20 protein-coding genes, 1 tRNA gene and 1 pseudogene are annotated in these 24,348 nt (G+C 67.0%); 12 read left to right on the plus strand and 10 right to left on the minus strand.

Translation table 11 applies throughout. From position 1 onward, the window contains the following. The first annotated feature begins 66 nt into the window (after positions 1 to 66). From ACH4DZ_RS27065 to ACH4DZ_RS27075, 3 genes are all read left to right on the plus strand, one after another. On the plus strand, positions 67 to 333 hold the full coding sequence (locus ACH4DZ_RS27065) for a DUF6959 family protein (RefSeq protein WP_398289913.1): 267 nt from the start codon (positions 67 to 69) through the stop codon (positions 331 to 333). Between the two features lie 295 nt (positions 334 to 628). Continuing rightward, positions 629 to 1,147 carry a hypothetical protein gene (locus ACH4DZ_RS27070; RefSeq protein WP_398289914.1) on the plus strand — a complete coding sequence of 173 codons (519 nt, stop codon included), beginning with the start codon at positions 629 to 631 and terminating at the stop codon, positions 1,145 to 1,147. A gap of 1,043 nt (positions 1,148 to 2,190) precedes the next feature. Beyond that, positions 2,191 to 3,531, plus strand: coding sequence for a WD40 repeat domain-containing protein (locus ACH4DZ_RS27075; protein WP_398289915.1), 1,341 nt, complete (start codon positions 2,191 to 2,193; stop codon positions 3,529 to 3,531). A gap of 134 nt (positions 3,532 to 3,665) precedes the next feature. Here the strand turns inward: ACH4DZ_RS27075 and ACH4DZ_RS27080 are convergent, their stop codons facing one another. From ACH4DZ_RS27080 to ACH4DZ_RS27105, 6 genes are all read right to left on the minus strand, one after another. Beyond that, positions 3,666 to 5,990, minus strand: a complete 2,325-nt coding sequence (locus ACH4DZ_RS27080; protein ID WP_398289916.1) for an NB-ARC domain-containing protein — start codon at positions 5,988 to 5,990, stop codon at positions 3,666 to 3,668. Between the two features lie 53 nt (positions 5,991 to 6,043). After that, positions 6,044 to 6,529 (minus strand): hypothetical protein, encoded by a 486-nt coding sequence (locus ACH4DZ_RS27085; protein WP_398289917.1) that lies wholly within the window; start codon positions 6,527 to 6,529, stop codon positions 6,044 to 6,046. 212 nt (positions 6,530 to 6,741) lie between these two features. After that, on the minus strand, positions 6,742 to 8,955 hold the full coding sequence (locus ACH4DZ_RS27090) for a tetratricopeptide repeat protein (protein ID WP_398289919.1): 2,214 nt from the start codon (positions 8,953 to 8,955) through the stop codon (positions 6,742 to 6,744). 53 nt (positions 8,956 to 9,008) lie between these two features. Then, positions 9,009 to 9,485 carry a hypothetical protein gene (locus ACH4DZ_RS27095; protein WP_398289920.1) on the minus strand — a complete coding sequence of 159 codons (477 nt, stop codon included), beginning with the start codon at positions 9,483 to 9,485 and terminating at the stop codon, positions 9,009 to 9,011. A 269-nt stretch (positions 9,486 to 9,754) separates the two neighbouring features. Continuing rightward, on the minus strand, positions 9,755 to 10,294 hold the full coding sequence (locus ACH4DZ_RS27100) for a GNAT family N-acetyltransferase (protein WP_398289921.1): 540 nt from the start codon (positions 10,292 to 10,294) through the stop codon (positions 9,755 to 9,757). Then, entirely contained in the window at positions 10,291 to 11,574 is a 1,284-nt protein-coding gene (locus ACH4DZ_RS27105) for an XRE family transcriptional regulator (protein WP_398289922.1), read from the minus strand. Before ACH4DZ_RS27105 ends, ACH4DZ_RS27100 begins: the two co-directional genes overlap by 4 nt. 240 nt (positions 11,575 to 11,814) lie before the next feature. On the opposite strand from ACH4DZ_RS27105, the gene ACH4DZ_RS27110 reads away from it, so the two are divergent. From ACH4DZ_RS27110 to ACH4DZ_RS27140, 7 genes are all read left to right on the plus strand, one after another. Continuing rightward, positions 11,815 to 12,261, plus strand: coding sequence for an ATP-binding protein (locus ACH4DZ_RS27110; RefSeq protein WP_398289923.1), 447 nt, complete (start codon positions 11,815 to 11,817; stop codon positions 12,259 to 12,261). Between the two features lie 227 nt (positions 12,262 to 12,488). Beyond that, entirely contained in the window at positions 12,489 to 12,677 is a 189-nt protein-coding gene (locus ACH4DZ_RS27115; RefSeq protein ID WP_398289924.1) for a hypothetical protein, read from the plus strand. Positions 12,678 to 12,865: 188 nt separating this feature from the next. Continuing rightward, entirely contained in the window at positions 12,866 to 13,045 is a 180-nt protein-coding gene (locus tag ACH4DZ_RS27120) for an FxLD family lanthipeptide (protein ID WP_398289925.1), read from the plus strand. Between the two features lie 217 nt (positions 13,046 to 13,262). Continuing rightward, positions 13,263 to 16,217 (plus strand): lantibiotic dehydratase, encoded by a 2,955-nt coding sequence (locus ACH4DZ_RS27125; protein ID WP_398289926.1) that lies wholly within the window; start codon positions 13,263 to 13,265, stop codon positions 16,215 to 16,217. Continuing rightward, positions 16,214 to 17,488 carry a lanthionine synthetase C family protein gene (locus tag ACH4DZ_RS27130; protein ID WP_398289927.1) on the plus strand — a complete coding sequence of 425 codons (1,275 nt, stop codon included), beginning with the start codon at positions 16,214 to 16,216 and terminating at the stop codon, positions 17,486 to 17,488. Before ACH4DZ_RS27125 ends, ACH4DZ_RS27130 begins: the two co-directional genes overlap by 4 nt. Before the next feature lie 21 nt (positions 17,489 to 17,509). Next, on the plus strand, positions 17,510 to 19,591 hold the full coding sequence (gene fxlM, locus ACH4DZ_RS27135; protein WP_398289928.1) for a methyltransferase, FxLD system: 2,082 nt from the start codon (positions 17,510 to 17,512) through the stop codon (positions 19,589 to 19,591). A gap of 79 nt (positions 19,592 to 19,670) precedes the next feature. Continuing rightward, a complete protein-coding gene (locus ACH4DZ_RS27140; protein WP_398289929.1) occupies positions 19,671 to 20,804 on the plus strand; it encodes a hypothetical protein in 1,134 nt (377 codons plus the stop codon). A gap of 6 nt (positions 20,805 to 20,810) precedes the next feature. Here ACH4DZ_RS27140 and ACH4DZ_RS27145 read toward each other — a convergent pair. After that, a pseudogene (locus ACH4DZ_RS27145) lies at positions 20,811 to 21,077 on the minus strand (mobilization protein); the annotation flags it as partial. Between ACH4DZ_RS27145 and ACH4DZ_RS27150 the strand changes: the two are divergent. Together ACH4DZ_RS27150 and ACH4DZ_RS27155 are read left to right on the plus strand one after the other, a co-directional pair. Further along, entirely contained in the window at positions 20,997 to 21,221 is a 225-nt protein-coding gene (locus ACH4DZ_RS27150) for a hypothetical protein (protein ID WP_398290025.1), read from the plus strand. The pseudogene ACH4DZ_RS27145 and the gene ACH4DZ_RS27150 sit on opposite strands and share 81 nt — an antisense overlap. 51 nt (positions 21,222 to 21,272) lie before the next feature. Then, positions 21,273 to 21,788: a tyrosine-type recombinase/integrase gene (locus ACH4DZ_RS27155; protein ID WP_398289930.1), complete on the plus strand. Its 516-nt coding sequence runs from the start codon at positions 21,273 to 21,275 to the stop codon at positions 21,786 to 21,788. A gap of 118 nt (positions 21,789 to 21,906) precedes the next feature. Here the strand turns inward: ACH4DZ_RS27155 and ACH4DZ_RS27160 are convergent. The 3 genes from ACH4DZ_RS27160 to ACH4DZ_RS27170 all read right to left on the minus strand — a co-directional run bounded on the left by ACH4DZ_RS27160 (position 21,907) and on the right by ACH4DZ_RS27170 (position 24,192). Further along, positions 21,907 to 21,982 (minus strand) — tRNA-Arg (locus ACH4DZ_RS27160). Between the two features lie 802 nt (positions 21,983 to 22,784). Next, positions 22,785 to 23,261 carry a peroxiredoxin gene (locus ACH4DZ_RS27165; RefSeq protein WP_398289931.1) on the minus strand — a complete coding sequence of 159 codons (477 nt, stop codon included), beginning with the start codon at positions 23,259 to 23,261 and terminating at the stop codon, positions 22,785 to 22,787. Positions 23,262 to 23,316: 55 nt separating this feature from the next. Continuing rightward, positions 23,317 to 24,192: an alpha/beta fold hydrolase gene (locus tag ACH4DZ_RS27170; protein WP_398289932.1), complete on the minus strand. Its 876-nt coding sequence runs from the start codon at positions 24,190 to 24,192 to the stop codon at positions 23,317 to 23,319. Positions 24,193 to 24,348 lie beyond the last annotated feature (156 nt).

Here is a 24,348-nt window from a genome sequence, read left to right on the forward strand (position 1 = left end):
CTCGCTCAAGTACACCTATGTCCAACGTCGTTGATGTCAGATGGTGATGTCAGGTTGGATGGCGCGATGAAGCGTGTGGAGGCAGAGCTGTTCACCGACGGCGGTAACGATGCCGTGGTTCGTCTACCCGACCGGCGATTCCCGGGGGTGCTGATTCAAGGCGACTCCCTTCACATCCTCCGCAGCGACCTGGCTGAGGTGGTGGAGGCGTGCGAACGTGGCGAGTTGGCTGAGGCCCGGGAGTCCGCCGGCCTCCTCATGGCTGGCCTGGATGCACTGCTGGCGCGCTACGCAACTGCGCTGGAAGAGCACGGGATTCCGCGGCCTTACTGAGCCATCGGACTCTCAGCTTGGGAAGCTCATGTGCTCTGACCTCAACTCTCTCGCTGACCTGTGGCTAAAAGTGCCTGTACGCGAGACGGCAGCCGAGTTTGTATCCGATGTTCCCCGCGGTTCTCCATACGACGTGGCACGGTTCTGTCGTGCCTGCGACGGCCCTGTAATCCGGCCCACGGCCCGGTGGTGAAGGTCAGGGCGGCTGTGAGGGGCCGCCCGCTCGGCCCCGGCATTTGAGATTGCTCCCGTCACAGGCGGGGAACGGAAGGCCAAACGGTGCGAATCGGGGGGCATGGTGGAGATCGCGGCGTTGATGGTATCGGTGATGGCGCTGGGTGTCTCCGGCCTCGTGTCCGTGCGGCAGCTGCGGCTGACGGAACATACAAACACGCTGCCGGTTCTGGTAGATCTCTTCCGTGAGCATCGCAGCATGCGCCTGGCTCGGGCCCGGGAGGTCGTGTTCGAGCAACTGCCCGAATGGGATCTAGCTGCCGGAATGGAGGGGCTGCCGGAGGCAGAGCGGAACCTGCTACGTGAACTGGCCTGGTTCTACGACAACCTGGGTGCTCTGGTCACACACGGTGTTGTCGATATCGAACCCGTTTCCGGCTACCTGGGTGGATCCGTGATCTCGGTGTGGGAACGCATGGAGCCGCTAGTGCGGGTAGAGCGAGCCAAGCGGGCGCAGAACGCTCTTCCAGATCCAAATCGCTGGCAAGAGTACTTTGAGAACCTCTACCACTTGGTGCGTGAGATGCCGCCGCCACAAGCCCGAGCGCAGTCCCATCTGTGGCGGCTCCCTCACTCCTGACAGCTACGGGCGCGGGACACCCGGTCGCTCATGCCGACAAAGGGCATATGGTCGCGAACTCCGGCCGCAAGATCGAGGGCCGAGACGCTGTGGTTCAGGAGGGCCTGCAGCATGAAAAAGCCTCCCGTGCATGCCATGTGCACAGACGAGAGGCACGATCATGAAATCTACTTCTCTTTGCCCTGGGTCTTGTCGGGAATCTTGGGGAGCTGGGTGCCCCCAGGTCCAGGCACTACTCCCCGCGCCTCAGTGGTCGTGATTGGTTGTCACTGGCCGCTGCCGAGTGACCTCGGACAGCCCAGAGACGGCCCGGCCTCCCCTGTGCTGTACGGGCATTGCGTTCGGCTACGGCTGGGCGCGCTCGATGTGGTCCGTCTAAACCTCAGCCGACGACTCGTTGATGCCAGAAGTGGATGTCAAAGGCCCCGGACCATGATCGGTCCGGGGCCTTTTCCCATGTGCCCCCGGCAGGATTCGAACCTGCGACACCCGCTTTAGGAGTGGGATCGAATCCTTGCCGGGGGGTGCTGGACCCTACTTCGCGGTGCTGTTTCCCCTGGTCAGCAGCGTGCAACTGAGTAGTCAATCCCTCGTATGACGCTTTGTGTCGCGTAGTCCGCTCACGCATCGCGCACGCATGAAGGCCGTGTCCTGAAAGCCAGCCGCTCTTTGTCTCCTACTGGATGAGGGCATGCAGGATGGGTACAGAAGCCCCGACACTGGTCAGTCCAGCCAGAGCGGCACCAGCGGGCTGAGTGCCGCACAGGAGGGTGAGGCCGCCGGTGACTACGCCGATGACTACGGATGCCAGGAGGATGAGCGCGGTGCGTACGGTCATGAAGGGACCGGGCTCTGAGCGTGGGGGCGGGGGCGAAAGTTGAGGGTCCTGAGAGTGCGTCATGCATCCCATGGCAACAGTGCCTAGCCCGTAGACCTGCATCGCACGAACGAAGTTGTGATACCGCCAAAGTTTCGGCGGATTTCGGCGCGGTACGGCCTAAGGTCCTCTAGCGTAGGCGCCAGACGCGACAGGGGGTGGACAGATGAGCGCGCCGAACAAGACCGAATTTACGGTCGGGCTTGACCGGCTAGCTGAGGAACTACGCCACCTGCGAGCCGACCGTGGAGCCCCCACGCTCAACATGATCGTGTCCCGCGCGGCTGATATGCCGGGTACAAGCTCCTTATCAGTCTCGGCCCTCAGCGAGGCATTCAACGGCAAGCGGCTCCAGCGGCTGGACACCCTGATGTCTCTGGTGCGCACGTTGCTCTCGTACGACGAGGACGGCAAGCACTGCCTCGTGGCACGCGGAGCTCCCGAGATGGGGGCCTGGCGCGAACGGTGGCGAGACCTGGACCACATGCGGTCGCAGCGCAGCAGTACAGGTGTAGGTATCTCGGAGCGCGCCCCAGTGCGAGCCGTAAGTCCGCTGGCCCTCCAGGCGCTTGCGGACGACCTAGAAGACGGATACGTCGTGGCTCTGACACCTGTTCAGGGCCCTGCCGATGAGTACGACGCATTGGCCTTCTCACCCGATAAGCAGTACCTGGCCCTGGGCGGCTGCGACGGGGTCATATATCTGCGGGATCCCATGGGTAACGCCGTAACGAACCCCCTCGCCGGACACCGAGACATCGTTCGTGACCTGACCTTCTCGTCCGATGGGCGTCTGCTTGCTTCGTCGGCTGATGATGGAGCAGTGTGGCTGTGGGACGTGACTTTCCGCATCCCTGTGGGGGGAAGCCTGCCTGGCAGCGAGGGGATCCTTGACAGTCTGGCGTTTTCCCCCGACGGAAGCCTATTGGCGGCAGCCGGATACGTGGGGTGTGTGTACCTGTGGGACACCGCTACACGCGAGATGATCAAGACTCTGGATGTGGGGCAGACCCGGGTCGACGGGCTTACGTTTTCCCCCGATGGCTCCCTGCTAGCCGTTGCCGGATACGACGGAATAACGCAGCTGTGGTCACCCGCCACATGGGAGGTGACCGGATGCATAACCGTTGGAAAATGTTGCGATATTGCGTTCGCGCCTGACGGCAAACTGTTGGCCTCAGCGGGGAGCGATGGATCGGTGCGGTTGTGGGATCCACTTGTCTCGGGAACGGGGAACGCTGCCCGTTATTGCTCGGCTGCTCCGACAAAAGCCGTGAGCGCCGTGGCCTTCTCGCCGGATGGTCAACTCTTGGCCGGCGCAGCTATGGACGGCACAGTGCGCCTATGGAATCCGGCTGACGGCCAGCCACTTCCCGGCTCTCTCGATGCCTCCCTCGGCGAGGCGTACGACGTTGCGTTTTCTCCGGATGGTGGCCTCCTCGCAGCAGTCGGTGATGATGACAGCGTCCGCATTTGGATCACGCCTGTTCATCGTGCTGGCGGGTGATAGCTGGGCCCGAAGTCGCCTTGGGCGATCTCCAAGGCGAGCGAGGGCAACTCAGGAATCCAGGCAGTCGGCCCTGAAGCGACGTCAACGGGTCCGGTCAGTCGATCAGCGTCGCCTCCCGATCAACAAGGGAATCAACGAGGCCCCAATTCCAGGACAGTGCCAGCAGCCCAGTGGAACTGAGTGAGTAGGCGGCGAGTGAGTCGAACATCCGGATGATTTGGGCCCAATTCTCGGAGCCCCCTCTCCAGGAGATCAGAGAGGATCGCTATAGCCCCTGCGAGGTCGCCGGACTTGCCCTTCCAGTAACCAAGATTATGGAGGAGCGCTCGGATGTTCGGATGATGGGACCCAAGGTCTGATGCCTCCTCCAGGAGAGCGGCATAGTCCGCGATTGCTCCCGAGACGTCGCCCGAGCATCCCTTCCACCAGGCAAGGCTTGTACGCAGGGAGCGGACGGCTTCATGATTAAAACCCAGATAGTGGCCGAGTCCCTCAACAAGTTCGGTGTATTGATCGACTGCTCTCGCTGCGTCTCCAGCCCTCCCGTGCTGTTCGGCGAGGCTGGTGAGCCCACTCATAATTGCGTCGAATTCCTCCTCCGTCATCCGCTCGGTATCGATTTTCTGGTGACGTATGGAGAGTACTTCCCGGATTGCATCCGTGGCCAGCATCGAGTCACCAGCCAGACCTTGCCAGTGGGAAAGGTTATGGCGAACGTTCAGAGTAAAGGGATCTGTAGCTCCACGGGCCGTCATGGCATCCTCAAGAACTGCCGCGAGTTCTGCTATGGCAGTGGCTACCTCTCCGGCTTCTCCCTTGACATTGGCTAGGATCCGGCGAGTGGCCAACGTCAGGTGGTCCGTCGACCCGACTATGCGTTGCGCGTCGCCCAACAGATCTTCGAGCGCAGTGGCAGCGCTATTCAGGTCTCCCGCACGAAACTGCCAATAGGAAAGGTTGTATCGCATCGCGAGCGTGTGCCGACTGTCCACACCTAGCCGGCGGTTGGCCACCTCCACCAGTTGGCGAAAATGATTCAGAGCGACATCGTATTGACAATCGACCCCTAGGCTGGCGCCGAACCGCAGGAGCAACGGGTGCGGCTCAGGGGCCCACAGATCACCTTGTGCGTTCTGAATAACAGCTTGAGCGTTGGAGAGAAATTCCCCCCTATTGACCCTGTCGTCCCGGTATTCGTTAACGGTAGCCAAAAGCGAGTCAGCGGCTGAACGGATCACATCAGCGTGATCGATGGGTGAGAGTGACTCGCGTGTGGCGCGTTGGATGAGTTGATGGACTCGAACGCGTGGGTGGGTCGCGTCCGGCGAATGCTCGATCAAGCTGAGACGGTGCAGGACTCGCAGGGCCGCACGTGCTTCGTCGCCAGAGACGCAGTTCTCCACCTGATCGCCATCAGAGCAGGCTCTGTGAGCGGTGAGGTAGGTGAGGGCGGGCTGGCTGGTAAGAACGTGTTCAGGAATACCGTTCGGGTCCATAGCCGAGGCAAGCTGGAGCGTCGGCCGGGCCAGACCAGCGGGGCGCAAGGTATCGGCGCGGTCGAGGGACAGGCTCCAGGTAGCAGCCACGGTGTGGGTTTGGTCGTCGGGCAGGACGTCGGGGGCAACGTCGGCCAGGAAACGGGTGCGGTCGGCCAGCAGGCCCCGGTATTCCTGGCAGCTGATGCCGGCGTCTATGAGGTAGGCGGCAGCCTGGGACAGCGCAAGCGGCAGCTGGCCCAAGTCGCGGGCGAGGGCGCTGAGCTGCTCTTCTGGCTCGATGCGGCCGTGGTCGGCCAGAGCGCTCGTGAGGTAGGCCAGGGCTTGGGTTTCAGTGAACAGACCGATCTCGATCAGGCGTCTACCGGCCCCGATTAGGGCGGCGTCCTTGCGGCGAGTGGTAGCCAGGGTGCGGCCGTGCGGGCTGGCTGGCGGCCACCACCCCCTCAAGTCGACGGGGTCGGCGACGTCATCTAGAACCACGAGCCAGCGGCACGAGCTCGGCTGCGGCTTGGGCTCCAGCCAGGCAAGGAACGTCCTCGCCGCCTCCGGATCACCGGAGTTGGCGCCCAAGATCTCTACCGCGGCTTGGGCATAGCCGGCTACGACGGCGCTACGGCTGCTCGCAGTGATCCACACCAGCAGATCCAGCGTGCCAGCCTGCCATGCAGTGCGGGCGTAGTGGGCGGCCAGCTGAGTCTTACCAACCCCGCCCATCCCTGCCAGCACCCCGCCCGCCAGCACTTGGTCTGCAGATTCGACGACCGCGGTCCCACCGCTGGCCAGCAGCTGGACCAGTCGACTGGTCTCGACCCGGTCCTGGAACCACTCCGCTTGCGATGGGATCACCCCGACCTGATACGGCCATGTGGCTGGCACGCGCGGCGCGGCGTGAAGGTGTTGGTTGACCTGGTCGATGCGCCCGGCGGCGACGCTGTGGTCTGCTGCGGTGACGACCACACTGGCGGCTGCCGTGTCGGGGAGAGGGCTCGCGTTGCTGGTGCCGGGGACGGTCAGCCCTTCTCCGAGCCCGGCTGGCGAGGGTCTGCCACAGACCAGATTGATACGTCTCCCATGGTCAGCGCCGCCGCCGAGCCACTCTCCGCGTGGATGTCAACGTTCCCGCCGACTGCGGTTCCACCAGCGGTTACCACTACCCCGTCGGCTCCGGGAGCTGCGGCCGTGGCGGTCTGCAGCTCCTTCACGAGCTTCTCCAACTCTTGAGCGAAGCCAGGGTCGCGTTCTGCGGCTTCCTCCAGGGAATCGGTAAGTCGCCGCCAGGTCCGCTCCGTAGGCTCGGGCAGCCCCTGCTCGGCTTCCTCGGTCGCTCGCGTTAGTGCAGGGTCGTCGCCGAGTCTGCCGCTGACCAGGTCGTGGAGACGGTTCAGCCGCGCGTCCAGTGAGCGGTCAACCTCCGCGTCCGCGCGCTCACTGACCCGCTTGGCCTTGCGGAGCAGCCGCGCGAACACGTACCCGACCGCGATCTCGACTCCCGTCATCACCCACCCCAACTCAGTGCTGACCTCGCATCAGACAGTACCGGCCACCATAGCCCCGGCCGCCGATCCTCCGGATTTGCTGGGCACAGGGCAATGAGCTGCCGTGTGATTCTAGCCAGGCCCCGAAAGGCGTACCAGCGCTGGACCGTCTACTGGCAGCGAGGGGGAAGATCACGAGGGCGGCGGCAGCCCGTAGGCTCACGAGCATCCGCTTACATCTGGCCTGCAAAGCCCTGAGGTGCATGTCCCGGTATCTCCCCTGTCATCGCCTGCAAGGAAGTGACGCAGAAGAGGGCACCGACGGTGCGGGGGTCATCCGCACCAAACGCCCGCATCATGGCGGCCAGCACTTCCTTGTAGTCGGCGACAGCCTCCGCTAGGTCCCCCGTCTTGATCCGCCAGCGGGCGAGCAGCATACGACTGGCGATGGTGTCCGGGTGGTCCGCGCCTCGCGCCGCAAGGAAATCAGACGCCAACCTCTCCAACTCGGCCACAGCTTCTGACCGCTCCCCTGCAATTCCCTGCCAGTCAGCAAGGACCATCCGAGTGGACAGCGTCTCCGGGTGGTCCTCACTCAACTCTCTTTTCATGTCGGGAAGCAATTCTTTTGCAGCGGCTACGGCGCCGGACGGATCTCCTGCCTTGCCTAGCCAATCGGCGAGAATCAGGCGAGTGGAGAGGGTCAGCGTGTGATTTTCGCCGAACTCGTTCTTAACCTTTGGCAGCAGTTCCTCGAATGCGGCCACGGTCCCCGATGCATCCCCCGATATGCCGCGCGAGTGTGCCAAGCTGAGTTGGGCAGAGAGGGTCTCCTGATGATTCTGACCGAACTCCTCCCTCATCTCAAGCAACAGCTCCTTGAGGGCAGCTACGGCCCTCGATGCATCTCCTGACATGCTGCGGTAATCGGCCAAGAGTCGCCGGGCTACAAGAGCGTCAGGATGGCCTGCTATGAGGTGGCGTGAGGCAGCTTCCACCAGGTCCTGGAAATAGAGCACAGCGGCGTCGGCCTGACCGCTTTCTCCGAGGCTTTGTCCGGCGCGGTAATGGACGGGGTGAATGGTCGGTTGGTAAAGGGAGTTTGAAGCGTGACCAGTGAGTGCTGTGGCGTTGGCGCGCAATGTTGCGGCCAGGGCGGTGTCACGTTCGACCTCAGACCACGTGGACATCAGGGCGTCGGCGGCGGCGCGGGTGAGCTGGTCGTACTCGTTGGGGGCGAAGACATCATCACGGGTGGCGCGCTGAGTGAGCCGGTGGACGCGGACCGCCTGATGGAGGGTGTCGGGTGTGTGGTCGATTAGGCTCAGGCGATGCAGGTTCCGCAATGCGTCCCAGGCGTCCTGCTCCGTCACCTCGGTATCGGGGGCCGACGTCGGTGTGGCGGCAGAGCGGTGATTAGTGAGGTAGTCGCAAGCGGGCTGGCTGGTCAGGATGTCCTGAGGAATGCCGTTGGGCTCTAGCACGGCGGCGAGTTGGAGTGCCGGGCGCGCCAGGCCGAAGGGGCGGAGAGCATCAGCCCGCTCGATGGAAAGCGACCATGCGGCAGCGACAGTGGTGCTCTGATCGTCAGGCAGAGCGTCCGGCTCAGGCAGTATGGTGGCGAGCTTGGTGGCACGGTCCGCGAGCCGACGGCGATAGTTGCGGCATTGTTCGTGAGTACACCCGGGGCAGCCAACGGGGACACCGGCGTCGACGACGTAGGCAGCGGCCTGGGACAAGGCTAACGGCAAATAGTCAAGGTCCCCGGCCAGCGCACTGATCTCGCCCGAGTCCTCGTGCCGTCCGTGCTCGGCCAGGAACCCGGTCAGGTAGGCGGCGGCCTGCTCTGGAGCGAAAACGCTGAGATCGATCCGTTGTCCGGGTACGGCAGCGTCGCGGCGACGCGTGGTGATGATCGTGCGGCCGTGCGGATTTTTCGGTGGCCAGAGGCCGGTCATGTCAGCGGGATCGGCGACATCGTCCAGCACGACCAGCCACCGGCAGGTTTGTTCGGTTCCTGGCGGCCGAGGTTCCAGCCACGTCAGGAACGCCTGTGCGGACCGCTCGGAGTCCCCGGGGCCGAGGGCCAGGAGCTCGTCGGCTGCCTGGGCGTAGGCAGAGATGACGGCGGGTCGGCTGCTGGCACTGACCCACACCAGCACGTCTAGTTCGCCAGCCTGCATGCTGCTGCGGGCATAGTGGGCGGCAAGCTGGGTCTTTCCGACGCCACCAGCGCCGCGCAGGACATGGCACAGCACCGCCGTGCCGCCGTTGGCCACAGCGGCCCGCAACTGTTCAGTCTCGTCCCGCTCTTGGAAAGCCTCCGCTTCGCGGGGTATGTCACCGACCAGGTAGGGCCAGGACGCCCGGGCGCGGGGCGCGGCCTGGTAGATGACCCCGACCGCTGCGCTGTTGTGGGCGGCATGGACCGTTATGTTCTCCGGCATAGCGGTGCCCGCGGGCGGTGGTGGTGGTGGTGGGCTTGGAGCTGCCGGTCCGTTCAGCCCTGGGACGGATCCGGCGCCAGAGGGCGGCCGATCTGCGCGCCTCCATGGATGACCCCGGCTGCGATCGAGCCTCCCTCAGCGCGGATGTCCACGTTGCCACCAACAGCCAGCCCGCCCTGGCCGGCCGATACGCCGCCGTGGGGGGTGTGCTGGGCCAGCAGGGCACCCAGTTCGTCAGCGGCCTGGTCGCGCTCCGCCTCACCGAGGCTCTCCAGCGTGGCCTCGATCCGGGCCTGCCAGGCCGCCTCTTGGCGGATGCGAACCCGATCCACAGTGTCCGCATCAAAGGCTTCGATTGCGGATGCGGTCTGGTCCAAGCGCTCCAGTTCTGCCTGCTCGCGTTGTTCGTCGCCGCGCCCGAACCACCGTGCAATCGCCTGCCGCAACCCTGTCCACGCCTCCGTTCCTGCGGCCTGCACCACCGCGATGCCCCCCGCTGCGGCCGCAGCCATCAATGCTTCCTCCAGCACCTTGCGCCCCCTTGCTTTTGCCGATCCGCAGTAGTCGGCTGAAGAGTGTATTGGCCAACAACCGGATACTCTGAGCGTCTGGTTAGATCACGCTGGGCAACAGCCTATATGTCGCGCATCCGTGCGAAGCTCACCTACGGGCCATTAATCGACGTCTCGGCACACCACTCCAGCGATCTCACAGCACGCCTCGGCATCGAAGCCGCCTTTGCGGGTTGCCGCGTTCACGCCGGGCCGCTCGGAGACGGTAGGGCTGTTTGCTGGGCTGGTCAGCGGCTTGCGCGGATCATCACAGTGAGCACCGGCGAGGCCGGTGACGGCTGACTCTGTCCGATGTCCTCATACCCCCACGATTTGTAGAGGGCGTGGACCCTTCCTTCGCCGGCGGCCGGGTTGACCATAAGGGTGACGTACGGCTCGTCGCGTGTGCCGAGGAGGGCGTCATGAATGCGCCGGGCCGTGCCGGTCTTCCGCCAGGTCGGCCGGACGCCGATCTCCTTCAGGGCTACGGCTGGACGCTCGGTGTACTTCTCCGCCGGCGTCGGGCTGGTCCGCTGCCAGTAGCGGTCGCCGTGCTCGATGGTGTTGCCATAGGCGTAACCGACCGGATGTCCGTCCGCGTACGCGAGGACAGCTGTGAACCCTGGCTCGGTGCCGTGTCGATCAATGCGCTCGCCGAACGTGGTGACTGCGTAGTTCGGCAGGTGGAGTAGCGGGGCGCGTACGTCGGCGTACACGTCGAGGAGATCGCCGCGGGCGGTGTCGAGAGTCGTGAACGTGCGCAATTCGATGGCGGGCGCCGTGGTCATGCGGCCATCCTCCAGGTGGCGGTGTGACCGGTCCAGGTCTGTGCGGTGGAGCTGCCCGGCGCGGTGGCACGCAGTGCGGCCCCGAACTCCTGCAGCATGCGCGTGACCCGGGCGTGCTGGGTGGCGGCCTCGGCGGGGACCTTCATCGCGGTGGCCGTGGCGGCGTCGGGTGCGCCCTGGGCGAGCTGGGCGTGGGCGAGCCGGGTGGTGGTGATAGCCCGGGAACGGATCATGTGTGGCCGCAGGGCGGACATACAGCGGTGGGCGTGGTACTCGGCGGTCGAGTAGTCGCCGAGCGCCAAGTGCGCGGAGAGGGCCAGAGAGTCCAGTTCGGCCTGGTCGTAGAAGGCGAGCATCCACACCGGCCGGTAGTCGGCGGGGTCGGCGCGCAGCATGGCGTCCTGCGCCTGTTCGAAGGCCCGGCAAGTTCCCGTGCGGTCCTGTGCTGCGCCATGGATGGCGCCTTGGCGGGCCAGGCCGAGGGAGGCGAACAACGGATCTCGGCGGGTGAGGTGCAGGTTGCGGGCGACGTCGTTGGCGGCGAACGCGTCCGCCGGTCGGCCCATGTGGCGGTACATGGTGCCCGCGTGGCTCCAGATGCGGAACTTGATCGTCTGGTCGCCGGACATCTCGGCGAGGGCCTGGGCTTCGCGCATGTGCACCTTGGCGACGTCGTAGCGTCGGCCGTCGATGGCGGCCCACATCGCAGAGGAGCGGAAGGCGGCTGCGGAGGCGTAGAGGTTGCTGCGTACGCGCTGGGTGGCGCTGCCCGCGTTCTGGAGGTTGAGCGCCTCGTCGGCGAGGGCGGCGGCCTGCTGCTCGATGCCGAGTTGTCCGCCGTGGCGGTGGTCGCTGGCGATGATCTCGGCGAAGCGCTTGTTCAGGCGGTTGACGTCGCTCATGCCGATACGGCGCGGCGATGTGGCGCCGGGCGCGGCTGCTGCTGCGGCAGCCGCCGCGATGCTGCCGACGAGGGTGCGGCGCTTCATGTCGGGGTCCTCCTGCTGCGGTGGGGCCGGGGTGGACGAAGGCCGGCTCCGTGGCACGAACCCTAAAGCGACGGCGGGTAATCCGGTGACGTCCTCAAGTGCCTTGCGGGCAGCTGACTTCGGCCAGGTGACCCGGCCCGCTTTCCACGCGCGCACCGATGAGCCGTCGAGTCCTCCAGGGCGCCCGGTCAACCGTTCAATGGCCCTGTTCACGGCCTCGGCGAGGCTGTTGGAGCTGTAGCCGTGTTCGGCCATCCACGCCTCAAGAACGGTGTTGCGGGTGGTGTCCATACGGGCACGGTAGCCCTCGCGATCCCCGCTCACCAGGTAAAGGAGAGGTCAAAACGCCCTAGGTGGCTTCCTCGGCTGAGTGCTTGAACGTCCTAACCAAGGTGCTGTGAAGGGGAGTTGTCTAAGTGCTGGTCGCCCGCCGCGCTCAACCGTGCGGGCGGCTGTTGACGGCCCGGCCCGCCCCTGGGTTTCCCCGCGGGGGAGGGCCGGGCGCCGAGACGACACGAAGGCTCCACCCCGATGACGAGTCTGAGAACACCAGTTGAGTTCCTTTCCACCGGCCACCCCACATACAGCCAGACCTTCCCGTGCGAGCCTTCCACGGCCGAACTCGGTCGCGATCTCGTCCGAGACGTCCTCAGCGTGTGGCGACTTGACGGCCTCGCCGATCATGCCGCGCTGATCATCACGGAGCTCGTCGCGAATGCCTCCAGACACACTCCGTGTCCCGAGATCCGCCTCACGATTGGACGGCCGAGCGCGACTCGACTGCGTGTCGGGGTCGTGGACCGGGAACCATCGCGTCTGCCCGTACTCAGTCAGGTGACCGACGACGACGAGTCGGGGCGCGGACTGCTCCTCGTCGACGCTGTCGCCGACCGCTGGGGCTACGACCTGCACGGCGCGGACAGACGCCCTTGGGGCAAAGAGGTCTGGGCGGAACTTCGCACGGAGGGCGGCAAGTGAGCATCTCGACCACAGCACCCTCGCCCCTTCCGGATCTGGTCCGACTCCGGCCCCGTCAGCAGATGGCCATCGACTGCGCCCTCTGCGCCCGGCCGCTGGGAGCGAGCGGTCGACGACTGGGCGAGATACGCCACCGGGGCCTGCCGTTCCACCTCTGGGCCTGCGCTCCCAACTGCCAGGCCGCCAGATCGACTGCCCCGATCAGCTGAGAAAGGGGACGTTCTTCCATGGAGTGGCCGTGGATCACCGGTGACTGCTGGCTCGGCTGCGGGCGTACCGGAGTCCTGGTGATCTGGCTCGGCCCGGTGCAGTGGGACGGGCAGCACTCCCCTTTCTACGCGTGCGAGCCGTGCCTCGATCGCCTCAAGGCCCAGGCGGTCGCCTACTTCATGGAGTTGCGGCCGACGTCCGCTTGATCAGACTTCCGGCACACGACTTCCCGGCATGAGGCAGACGGCCCGCGAGGAAATTCCTACGCGGAGCACGCCCTCGCGCCGGGCGGCCAGGAGCCGTCCGGGAAACAGCCGTCTGGCGACGCTCCCGAGGCGGTACCTGGTGGGCGCTCCAGCCCAGTAACACCACAACGATTACGAGGAGTCGAAGCATGACGCGCAGCACCGTAATTCCCAGCCGTACCGAAGTATGCCCGCAGATCCCGGGGGCATCGGACGGCTTCGACCTCGACGTCTCCCTCGTCGAGATCGCCGACCCGGCGGGCCTGGTCAACCTGACCGACGACAACTGCGGGTCCACCTGCGGCGCCTGCACCACCAACGTCGCCTGACCCGGACCCCAGTTCACTCCGGTCTGGTGCCGCCGCGTCTCCGCGCGGCGGCACCAGCCGCCGGCCCCCTCACCTACGGAGGTACTTGGTGGTTGCTCCGCCCGCAGCGTTCCGCACCGGTTCCACCGCTCTCGTGCGCGCCGTGGCCTGGTCCTCGCTGCCGATTCCTCCATGTCCTGACCTCGATGACCGCTCGCCCAGTGGTTCGTCTGCCCGCGTGGCATGGCTGCGTGTGGTCTGGGCGAACAGGGATGTCGCCGAGGCACTTCAGCACTCCAGCCCGGCCCTGGCCACACAGGTACGGTCCCTGTGCACGACCGACCACCCCGCCCTCCGTGATGTGCAGCGCGCGGTGCTGTCCGTGATCCGCTACCTGCTGCGGGCCCAGCACCGAGCGACCCCCTTCGGCCTGTTCGCCGGCGTAGCCACCGCGGAGTTCGGTTCGCAGGCGCGAGCCGACTGGGGCGAGGAGCACGTGGCCGTGGGCCGCGCGGGGGCAGAGTGGATGGCGGCCCTGGTCGCACGGTTGGAGGCATGCCCGGACCTCCTCGAACGGCTGCCCGTCGTCATCAACAACACCGTGACGTACCGGGGAGACCGGCTCATCGTGCCGTTCCAACCCGACGTCGAGGAAGACCGGACTCGCGCGGTCGAGGCGTCCCTGGCCCTGACCGGACCGGTGCGCGCGGTCCTTGCCGTGACCCGGCTGCCGAGCCCGTTCGGCACCCTCGTGGACAAGCTCCAGGCGGAGTTCCCCGAGGCCGGTCCCAAGAAGGCGCGTCAATTGCTGGCGGAGTTGATCCGGCGACGGGTGCTGATCACGTGCCTGCACGCTCCGAGCACCGAGACCGACGCCCTTGGGTATCTGCTGGGCCAACTCGACGCGATCGACGCTGGAAGCCTCGCCCCGGTCGCGGAGACCGTACGCGAACTCCGCCCGGTCCGGGCGGGTCTGGAGGAGTGCGCCACGCACGGCGGCCGGGACAGCGTCGCGGCGCGGATGCGAGACCTCGTCCCGGGCCTGCGTCGCCACCCCATCGCCCTCGACCTCCGCCTGGACACGCAGATCGTTCTGCCAGAAGCGGTCGCCCGAGAGATCGAGCGCGCCGCTCTCATCCTGACCCGCTTGAGTGTCCGCCCCTACGGGACCGCCGCCTGGAACGAGTACCACCAGCGGTTCTACGAGCGGTACGGCATCGGCACGATGGTGCCGCTCGTAGAAGCCGTGGCGGACAGCGGCGGCGGCTATCCCGACGGTTACCCGGGTGCTCCGGCCGGTGCACGCAGGCCCCGCGTCTCCGCTCGGGATGACGCCCTTGTACGGCTGGCTCAGGCCGCTGCACTCGACGGCCGTGACGAAGTGATCCTTACGAACGAACAGATCGAGGCCCTGGACACAGGTCCCGACGAGCCCCGGCTGCCGCCGCACCTGGAGATCGGGGTACGGGTGCACGCGGCCAGCCTGAAGGAGTTGCAGCGTGGGCGGTTCCGGCTGGAGGTCATGAGCGTGTCCCGTGGCGCCGGCGTCTCCACGGGCAGATTCCTCAGCGTGCTGGCCCCCGCCGACCGGAAAGCCCTCATCACAGAGCTTGCCGACCTCCCAACCGCAGACGGCAACACCGTGCCCGCGCAGCTCTCTTTCCCGCCCCTGCTCCCCGAGAGCGCCCACGTCACCCGCTCCCCACAGGTACTACCCACCGTGATCAGCCTCCAGGAGCACCGTGCCCCGCAGAACACCGCCCTCACCCCGGAGGACTTGGCTGTGGGATGCGACGGCCGCCGCATGTACCTCGCCGCCCCCGAGCGCGGACATCGCGTCGAGGCCGTCGGGGTGCACGCGCTGAGCCTCCACACTCACACCCCGCCGCTGGCGCGGTTCCTCACCGAACTGTCCCGCGCCCAGTGCGCGCAGGTCACCGTCTTCGACTGGGGTGCCGCAGCGGCGATGCCGTTCCTTCCGCGTCTGCGGTACGGCCGGACCGTGCTGGCCCCGGCGCGCTGGCGACTGGAAGTGTCCGAACTGCCTGGCCATGCCGGGCCTCGGGCCGAGTGGGACGCCGCGCTCAGCAACTGGCGTGCCCGGCGGAGGCTGCCGCGCCGCGTCCACCTCGTAGAGGACGACCGGCGCCTCTTCCTCGACCTCGACGAGTCCGGCCACCGTGCGCTCCTGCGCCGGCACCTGGACCATTCACGCCTGGCCGTGCTCGTCGAGGCCCCGGTATCTGAGGCGTACGACTGGTGCGGCGGGCGAGCTCACGAGGTCGTGGTGCCCCTCAAAGCAACCAGGCCATCGGCATGGCCGTCGCTGCCGACCCCCAGCCGTGCCCGTGCTCTGTCTGCGGCCCAGATGCAGACGCCTGCCGTTTCCCCGGTTCTTCTGGCCGCCCTGTACGGCGATCCCCGCCGCCAAGACATCTTGCTCTCCCAGTACCTGCCCGGCCTCCTCGAACAACTCGGCAACCCGCCGTGGTGGTTCATCCGCTTCCGCGACCCGGACCAACACCTCCGCGTACGCATCGACCTCCCCGACCCGGAAGCCTTCGCAGACACCGCCCGAACGGTGAGCGCTTGGGCTGACGAGCTGCGAAGCATCGGCCTGCTGGCCGACCTGCGCTACCCCACCTCCTACCGGGAGATGGGCCGCTGGGGCTCCGGTATGGCATGGGAGGCGGCCGAGGAGGTGTTCCGGGCGGACTCGCGCGCCATCCTGGCCCAGCTCGCGCAGTCACGGCGTCCGGGCCGGCGCACGCTGGTGGCGGCTCACACGGTCGCCATCGCCTCCGCCTTTCTCGGTACCACCGAGGCCGGGATGCAGTGGCTGATCGACCACATCCCGCTGACCGCCCCCGTGCTCGTTCCACGTCCGCAGTTCACCGAGGCCGTACAGCTCGCCGACCCGAGTGCCGACTGGGCGGCCCTGCGCAGCGTTCCGGACGGTGACGCCATCGTGTCGGGATGGACCGACCGGGATACGGCGCTCGCCGCGTACCGGTCGCACTTGCCCGGCCCGGACACCCAGGGCATCACCGTCGACGACGTCCTCACCTCCCTGCTGCACGTCCACTTCGTGCGCCACGTCGCCGTGAACTTCCCGGAGGAAGAGGTGTGCCTCTACCTGGCGCGCGCCGCCGCCCTGGCCTGGACCGCACGCACCAGGAGGAGTGCCTCGTGACCGCCCACTCCGCGCTCGGCCTGGCCGACGCCATCGCCACCCGGCTCGCCGACCCTGACACCATGCCTCGCAGCTCCAGGACGCTGTCCTCGGACCGGCAGCACCTTGCTTACGGCCCGCCCGGAATCGCGCTCCTGCACATCGAGCTGGCCGCGAACGGCCTTGGCCCGTGGCAGCGCGCCCACGACTGGCTTGCCGCCGCCTCCCGGCAGCCACTTACCAGCGGTCCGGACAGCCACCCCTTCTACGGAGTGCCTGCCTTCGCCCACGCCCTGAGCTGTGCCGCCGACCACCTTCCCGGCTCCTACCAGCGCGTCCTCGATGCGCTGGACAGACAGATCGCAGTCGACGTCAGACGCCGTCTCGACACCGCGCACCGCCGTATCGACGCCGGACGCCTGACGCAGCTCGCGGAGTTCGACACCATCCGGGGCCTCACCGGATACGGCGCCTACCTACTGCGCCGAGCCCCCGGCAGCTCCACGATGCGCGCCGTTCTCGACTACTGCGTGCGCCTCACCGAACCGATCACCCACCGCGGCGAGACCCTGCCGGGCTGGTGGGCGGAGACCGGGCCCTCGGGCAACCTGGACGACCGATTCCCCGGCGGGCACGCCAACACAGGTATGGCGCACGGCATCGGCGGAGTGCTCGCACTCCTGGCCCTCGCCGTTCGGAAAGGCTCCCTCACCGATGGGCACCATGCGGCACTGCGCACCATCCTGGCCTGGCTGGATTGCTGGAAGGAGAAGTCTGGCGGCGGACCGGTCTGGCCGTACTGGGTCACGCAGGGAGAGTTACGCAGCGGGCGTCTCGGCTCGTCAGTACCCAGCCGGCCCTCCTGGTGCTACGGCACCGCCGGCCTCGCCCGCGCTCAGCAACTTGCGGCGCTCGCCCTCGATGATGCCGATCGCCAGATCGACGCGGAGAACGCGCTCGTGGCCGCCCTCACCGATCCCGAGCAGTTGAAGGCCACGACGGACAACGGTCTCTGCCACGGGTTCGCCGGCTTCGCCCACGCTGCCGCGAGTACGGCCGACGACGCCCACCCCTCTACCGCGGGAAGACTCCGCGCCGCGATCCCGGCCCTCGCGGCTGCGGTCACTCCTCCGGGCACCGACCCCGACCGCATGGCCACGGCGCTCATTCAGGACGAGGACGGCGGCCCCGGCCTCCTCGACGGCGCCGCCGGCATAGCCCTGGCCCTCCTGGCGCCCAGCACCGCCGCACCACCCCGTTCCGCCTGGGACGCATGCCTCCTGACTGCTTGATCCACCGACCGAAGGACCTCTATGCCTCCCGACCACTGGCAGCAGCACAACATCACTTTCGTCGACCGCGAGAGTGCCCGGCGCACCATTGCCGAGCGTCTCGGCCCCGTCCTGATCGAGGCCGAGGCCGACGGGCAGCTCACCGGCTGGTGGTTCATGAACAAGCAGCCCTGGCCGCTGCGTTACCTCGCGGACAAGCCCTCACCAGCCGTTGAGTCGCTCCTGAGCGATCTCATCGGCGACGGCATGGTCGTGTCGTGCCTGCCCTGCGTCTACGAGCCCGAGACCGACGCCTTCGGCGGCCTTGAGGCTATGGACGCAGCCCACGAACTGTTCCACAGCGATTCCCGCCACCTGCTCACCTACCAGCCGAGCCCGATGCACTTGGGACGCCGGGAGACCGCTGTCCTGCTGGCGAGCGTCATGATGCGCGGTGCCGGACTCGACTGGTTCGAACAGGGCTGCGTATGGGCGAAGGTCGCGGCCCTTCGGCCGGCCGGCGCTCCGCAACCACCTGAACGAGCCGTCGAACTGTCCCCGGCTATGCGGAAGCTCATGACCGCCGACGCCCACAGCCTCTGCCGCCCGGATGGCCCGCTCCACGTGCACGAGGGATGGGTGACCGCCTTCGAACGAGCCGGTGGCATGCTCGCCGACCTCGCAGACCGCGGCGCTCTCACCCGGGGCCTGCGAGCCGTCATCGCCCACCACGTGATCTTCCACGCCAACCGCGCCGGTCTCCTCCAGGACGACCAGAGCGCCCTGTCCCACATCGCACGAGAGGTAGTCATGGGAACGAGTGACCACACCGAGTCGCCCACTGAGGCAGCGGCTGAGATCGATAGCGTCAGCGCGGTGAACACCGACACGATCGCCACCCCCACGGCGGACGCCGGGCGCCTCCGCAACGCCCTGGTTGATCAGCTCCGCGCGGACGGACACGCCCGCACGCCCGCCGTCGAGACCGCGTTGCGGACCGTACCCCGCCACGTGTTCGTGCCCGAGGCGTCGCTCGAAGACGCCTACGGCAACGCACCGGTGCACATCAAGTACGACGCCGACGGCACGTCCATCTCCTGCGCCTCCCAGCCGGGCGTCGTCGCCCTCATGCTGGACCAGCTCGACGCCCAGCCCGGCGAGCGCATCCTCGAACTCGGCGCCGGTACCGGCTACAACGCCGGTCTGCTCGCCCACCTGGTCGGTGAGAGCGGACACGTGACCACCCTCGACGTTGACGACGACCTCGTGGAAGGTGCCCGTGCGCACCTCGCCGCCGCCGGGATCACCAACGTCGAGGCCGTGACCCGCGACGGGGCTCTCGGCTACGCCGAAGCTGCGCCGTACGACCGGATCATCGCCACCGTGGGCGCACACGGCGTGCCGCACGCCTGGCTGCAGCAGCTCGCCCCCGGCGGCCGTCTTCTGGTCCCCCAGCGCCTCAAGGGCACGGTGTCCCGCTCCATTGCCTACGAGCAGCGTGATGGCCGGTGGGTGTCCCTGGGCAGCGAGATGAACACCTTCATGCCACTTCGGCGAGGTATCGCCGACGACGATCGCCGAATGATCCCGCTCAGTACGGACGGCGCTGTACGACTCCAGGCTCCCGCCGGGCTCAGCATCGACGCCGATGCCCTCGCAGGTGTACTTGACCAGCCGCGCACCGAGGAGTGGACCGGCATGACGGTCCGCGCCATGGAATCGCCGGAGTGGATGGAACTGTTCGTCACCTGCTCCCTTCCCTCCGGCCTGATCCGGATGCTGTTCCCCCAGAACGCCAAGGGCACTCTGCTCGCCGAGGACCCCTATCCCTCGTCGACCGCGGTCGTCGACAAGGGCGCCGTCACCTATCTCGCCCGGCGCCTGTCGAAGGAGAAGACTACCGAGGGCGACAAGCTCTGGGAGTTCGGCGTCATCGGCCACGGGCCCGGCAGCGACGAGCTGGTCACGAAGGTCGCGGACGCCATCCGCACCTGGGACCGCGACTACCGCGACCGTGAGGTCACGTTCGAGATCCAGCCCCTCGACGCCCCCGAGACCGAGCAGGGCCCCGGTCTCTTCGCCCTTGACACCCCGCTGAACCGCATCGTCGTCGACTGGCGATGACGCCCCACGCGTAGCGACGGTGCCCGCGGCACGCGGGCACCGTCGCCCCACCAGCCCTCACCCATACATGGGGGGACTCATGGATCCGCACGGCCCCACAGCGCAGCGCTTCCCGCTCGTCGCCCGATTCCGGCCCGCCTGCCTGCCGCTGCCCAAGCGTGTGCGCAGCCTCGTCGAACTCGCCGACTCCGCTGTGAAGAAGAGCGATCAAGGGCTCGCATCGGCCGTCTACAACCAGGCCGCGCTCATCGCCTCCGATCTTGACCTTCCCGATCAAGCCCGCGAGATGTGCCACCAGCACGCCGCTGCCTACCTCCACGCCTGCCCCCTCCCCGGCATGATCGCGATCCGGGGATTGGAACCCGTCGTCAACCTGGCCCGTCTCCAGATCCGCGACGGCCGCGCAGATGAGGGGCGTCAGCGACTGCTCGACCTGTACAAGGCCGTCGAGGCGGGCACAGCCGCCCGGTTCGAGGGCGTCAACGTACCCGCGGACCTCACTGCGACCGGCGAGGACCGCCAAGAGGTGCGCGCGTGGCTGTGGCGCGTCCTCCTCGCCGACGGCACGCGCACCCTCACCTCCGAGGGGCGATGGACCGAGGCGCTGGCACACATCGAAGCCCACCACGGCATCGGAAAGCGGATGCTCGACGGACGGCAGGTCGCCGTACTCGCCGCCCTCGCCGCAGGTGACACAGCGTGGGCCGCTCTCCTCCTTGCCGACACGATGCCCGGCGATCCGTGGGAGCAAGCCGTCACGGCATGCCTGGCCGTTCTATGCCGCCGCGACGCCGGACAGCCGATCGACGGCCACCTGGCGGACCTGGTGACGGCCTACTCCGAACGGAAGACCGAACCCGGGATGACCGTCTTCGACACCCGGCTCGGACTCACCGTCCTCGACGCGATCGGTTCCGCCGAGGCGCTTGCCACGCACCGCATCGTCGAGGACCTCCACCGCAGGACGACGGACGCCGAAGACGGCTACGCGGCCCGTGAGAACTTGGCTCATCCTCTGTTCACCGAGATCGCCACGGACCGGCAAGTGCAGGACTGTCGCGCGCTGGTGCGCGCCTGCGCTCTCGGCGCAGGGATCCTTCCGGACGAACTGCGAGGAGAACTGGCGACAGCTCTGCGTGCCAGCGACCGCGTGATCCGGGACAGCCTCGCGTGTTCCTCCGACCCCGGAGGAACACAACCCCTGCGGTTCTGACGGTGTCTATCGACGTTGTCGGTGCTGCCGTTCGACAGGTGTCGTAGTTGCCGATGGGAACTGACCGTAATGGGTCTGCTGGGTGGAGACCGGGCCTGCGGTAGTCGAGCGTCGGCGGGCGGCTTCGGCACGGCGGTTGGGTGCCGGGTTTCGGCCGGTGTGCTGGATGCGGGTGATGAGGACGCGGGCAGGTTGGCGAGCGGTGGTCAGCTCGCGCTGGGCAGCGGCTTCCTTGAGGAGCTGATGAGGCTGGTGGCCGCGGGCTTCGGCGTCGCGGACGCGGAGGCCGCTGTCGTGGAGCTGGGGGCGGCGTCCGTCTTCGCGGACGGGGGTGGCGAAGAGGACCGCTTGTACGCGTTGTTCCACCTGATCGTGTTCTGCGGACTGCGACGGGGCGAGGCGTGTGGGCAGAAGTGAACCGACACCAACCTGGACGCAGGTCTCATCACCGTCGCCAAGCAACTTGTCGTGAACGGCTGGGAGCTTTACGAGGACGACCCTAAGACCGACGCCGGCGCGCACCATCGCGCTGACTCCGACACGGCCCAGGCTTTGCGACGCCACCGTGCCCAGCAGGACAAGGGCCGTAGGGAGTGGGAGAGCGCCTGGGCGAAGACCGGCCGCGTCTTCACCAAGGGAAACGGCGAGATGTTGCACCTCGCCGACGTCATACGGCGGTTCATCGAGCGGTACGAGGAGATCGGTCTCCCGCCGGTTCGGCTCCACGACCTCCGCCACGGTGCCGCGACTCTTGCCCATGCGGCCGGGGCCGATCTGACGGACATCCAGGAGATGCTCGGCCACTCCTCGATCACTGTCACGGCCGACACGTACACGAGCCTGCTCCCCGAAGCGGACCTGGCGAGCCCGGCTCGTCCCGCGCGCCCGCGCTACCTCGAAAACACCGCCCCGAAGTGGCGGCCGAGCCCGACGACGCGGAGGATGCCGGCCCGGAGTGCGTGCCGGATGATGCTGATCCATTAGGCGATATTTGGGAGATCAAGTCTCCGTCCGCTCACGCAAACGGCCCCGGACGAGGAGTCCGAGGCCGAGTAGGGGCCCTCCCTGGGAGGGGATAGCCCCAGGTCAGAGCGGTAATGCATGGTGCCCCCGGCAGGATTCGAACCTGCGACACCCGCTTTAGGAGAGCGGTGCTCTATCCCCTGAGCTACGAAGGCGGGGGCTTGTAGAAGACCTTGTCGGAAATCCGGCCTGCGGATCTTCGGCGAGGAGTACAAGCCCGCTGGTCAGACATGGTGCGACGTTCTCCGTGATGCCGCCTGGGCAGACAACGCGACGTACCAACGACTGACCTGGGACAGCTTAGCGGATGCGTGCCGACGAGGATCCTGTGTATGGAGGCAGAGGAACGAGACGTGGCAGCGCGGTGCCTCTGACCTGGTGTTTCTATGCTTTGTGGCGAATGGGGACGGGCAACGAGGAGGTGGGTCCGAGGGATGTCAGAGCGTTCCGCTACCTGTGTCCGCTTGTGGGGGAAGTCGGACGGTGCCTCGCGGTGTCTGCCGCGGTAGACCGCCTTCGTTCGTCTGTTGGCGGTAGAGCTTCCGTGACGCGCGTGGACCGGGCTTCTTGCTCTGCTGGGGCTGCAGGACCGGGCGCGCCGCGCTCGGAGGAGTGTGTACGCGAGCGCAGGGCATCCACCGGTCACCATCATCGTGGTGTGGTCGTTCACCACGTCAGCGGCGTATTCCGGGACTTTTTCGTTCGGACCCGCAGTGGGTGGCGCATCGATCGCCGCGTACTGCGCACGTCCTGGACCACGGATGAGCCGGGTGTGGTCACCGGCGCTTGATCTCATGTTTTCGGGAAGTGGGTTGTCCGAAACTTGAACGCGACGCTGAGGAGAATTCGGATTCGCAACGAAGGGTCGTTCAGGAATCGGCTCGCAAGGGCGGTGCCCCTGCCGCGATGGGTACGGCAACTTTGCGGCAGGGGGCGCGTCGGCGTGTTGCCGAGCTTTCAGAGCAGCGCGAGTTCGGCGGTGAGTTTCTCCAGAGGCTGCCAAGTGAGGCCGACGAGCGCCACGTGCTTCCACGCGATCCGTCCCCCGGGAGCGATCAGGAACACCGAGCGTCGCAGGCCGACACCCGGAGCCGCGACGCCGAAGAGTTTCGCCACGGTGCGGTCGGGGTCGCTGAGCAGGGGCATACGGAGGTCGTTCGTACGAGCGAACTCCTCGTGGCTTTCGACGTCCTGAGGACTGATGGCCCAGACCTCGGCGCCCAGCTTCGTGAACTGTTCGAGCCCGCTCGAGTAGGAGCACAACTGCTTGGTGCAGACACTTGAGTTGTCCTGCGGATAGAAGGCGAGGACCAGGGGGTGCTCACGTGCGGCATCGAGCAGGTAGGTCCCACGGGTGAACTCACCGTCCCGCAGCACGCTCCCGTGCAGAACGAATTCCGGTGCCGTACTTCCTATTTCTATCGAGCCCGCCATTGCGTCTCCTCGTGTGCCGGGTGTGTTGTCTGTGCTGTTCTCGATGTCATGCCGTTCATCGGGTGGCTGTCGCCGCGTGCCGGATGAGGCCGGTCACGGTGTCCGGGCGGGTGAGCATCACGGCGTGGGGAGCGTTGACCTCGCTGGTGTGCGCGTGCGCGCGCTGGGCCATGAAGCGCTGGGTGGCCGGGGGCAGGGCGTGGTCCTGGCGCGTGACCAGGTACCAGGAGGGAATGTCCCGCCAGGCGGCAGCTGTCGCGGTCTCTTCCAGTGCCACGGCGCTGACCGGTCGCTGGACGGCGGCGAGGCTGTTGGCCTTGCGCGCCGACAGGGAAGCGGCGAAGACGTCACGGTACTTGTCGGGCTTGATGTAGAGGTCCACGCCGCTCGCGCCGTTGCCCGTCTCGAAGGGGACGGGGTTCAGCGCGTCCGGGGTGGCGTGGGAGCCCGGGTTCTTGGCGGCGAGCGCGCCGATCGTCTCACCCTTGTCCGGCGCGAAGGCCGCCACGTAGACGAGTGCCTTCACGTTGGGCTCTTGAACGGCCGCCTCGCTGATGACGGCGCCGCCGTAGGAGTGTCCGACCAGGATGACGGGGCCCCCGATGCTCTCGATCCTGCTCTTGACGTAGGCCGCGTCCGAGGAGAGCCCGCGCAGGGGATTGGCGAGTGCCTGTACGGGATAGCCCTGAGCCTGCAGCTGCTCGATCACCGGGCTCCAGCTGGAGGAGTCGGCCCAGGCGCCGTGCACGAGCAGGACGGTCGGCTTCGGGAAGGAGTGCGAGGCCGTGGTGACGGCCGCGGCGGTCCTCCCGTCGCCGGAAGCGCTGCCGGCGACGGCCGGGACAGCGGCGGCGGCCAGGGCGGCCGCGCCGACGACCGTGAGAACCGCGCGGCGCGTACGGCGTACGGGCTGGATGTCACGTCGGGACATGGTGTGCCTTCTCTGTAATGGCAAGAGGAGACTCAGAGAGTCTCACTAGTAGACAGAATGTTCTGTCTAGTGGTGACCGTAGCGCGTGTTTTCGCAAGGGTCAATGTGACGAACGAGTCGCTAGAAGCCGCAGAACTCAAGAAGATGTCCGCTGAA

Origin of the sequence: Streptomyces sp. NPDC017991 (assembly GCF_044328075.1) — a bacterium.
In the GTDB taxonomy this organism is placed as follows: domain Bacteria; phylum Actinomycetota; class Actinomycetes; order Streptomycetales; family Streptomycetaceae; genus Streptomyces.

What these genes read in the sequence shown, in the direction of transcription:
- ACH4DZ_RS27070 (WP_398289914.1), top strand. Translation starts at nt 629, where the DNA reads ATGGTGGAGATCGCGGCGTTGATGGTATCGGTGATGGCGCTGGGTGTC.
- ACH4DZ_RS27110 (WP_398289923.1), top strand. Translation starts at nt 11,815, where the DNA reads ATGACGAGTCTGAGAACACCAGTTGAGTTCCTTTCCACCGGCCACCCC.
- ACH4DZ_RS27115 (WP_398289924.1), top strand. Translation starts at nt 12,489, where the DNA reads ATGGAGTGGCCGTGGATCACCGGTGACTGCTGGCTCGGCTGCGGGCGT.
- ACH4DZ_RS27090 (WP_398289919.1), bottom strand. Translation starts at nt 8,955, where the DNA reads ATGCCGGAGAACATAACGGTCCATGCCGCCCACAACAGCGCAGCGGTC.
- ACH4DZ_RS27105 (WP_398289922.1), bottom strand. Translation starts at nt 11,574, where the DNA reads ATGGACACCACCCGCAACACCGTTCTTGAGGCGTGGATGGCCGAACAC.
- ACH4DZ_RS27065 (WP_398289913.1), top strand. Translation starts at nt 67, where the DNA reads ATGAAGCGTGTGGAGGCAGAGCTGTTCACCGACGGCGGTAACGATGCC.
- ACH4DZ_RS27075 (WP_398289915.1), top strand. Translation starts at nt 2,191, where the DNA reads ATGAGCGCGCCGAACAAGACCGAATTTACGGTCGGGCTTGACCGGCTA.
- ACH4DZ_RS27100 (WP_398289921.1), bottom strand. Translation starts at nt 10,294, where the DNA reads ATGACCACGGCGCCCGCCATCGAATTGCGCACGTTCACGACTCTCGAC.
- ACH4DZ_RS27120 (WP_398289925.1), top strand. Translation starts at nt 12,866, where the DNA reads ATGACGCGCAGCACCGTAATTCCCAGCCGTACCGAAGTATGCCCGCAG.
- ACH4DZ_RS27165 (WP_398289931.1), bottom strand. Translation starts at nt 23,261, where the DNA reads ATGGCGGGCTCGATAGAAATAGGAAGTACGGCACCGGAATTCGTTCTG.
- fxlM (WP_398289928.1), top strand. Translation starts at nt 17,510, where the DNA reads ATGCCTCCCGACCACTGGCAGCAGCACAACATCACTTTCGTCGACCGC.
- ACH4DZ_RS27140 (WP_398289929.1), top strand. Translation starts at nt 19,671, where the DNA reads ATGGATCCGCACGGCCCCACAGCGCAGCGCTTCCCGCTCGTCGCCCGA.
- ACH4DZ_RS27085 (WP_398289917.1), bottom strand. Translation starts at nt 6,529, where the DNA reads ATGACGGGAGTCGAGATCGCGGTCGGGTACGTGTTCGCGCGGCTGCTC.
- ACH4DZ_RS27170 (WP_398289932.1), bottom strand. Translation starts at nt 24,192, where the DNA reads ATGTCCCGACGTGACATCCAGCCCGTACGCCGTACGCGCCGCGCGGTT.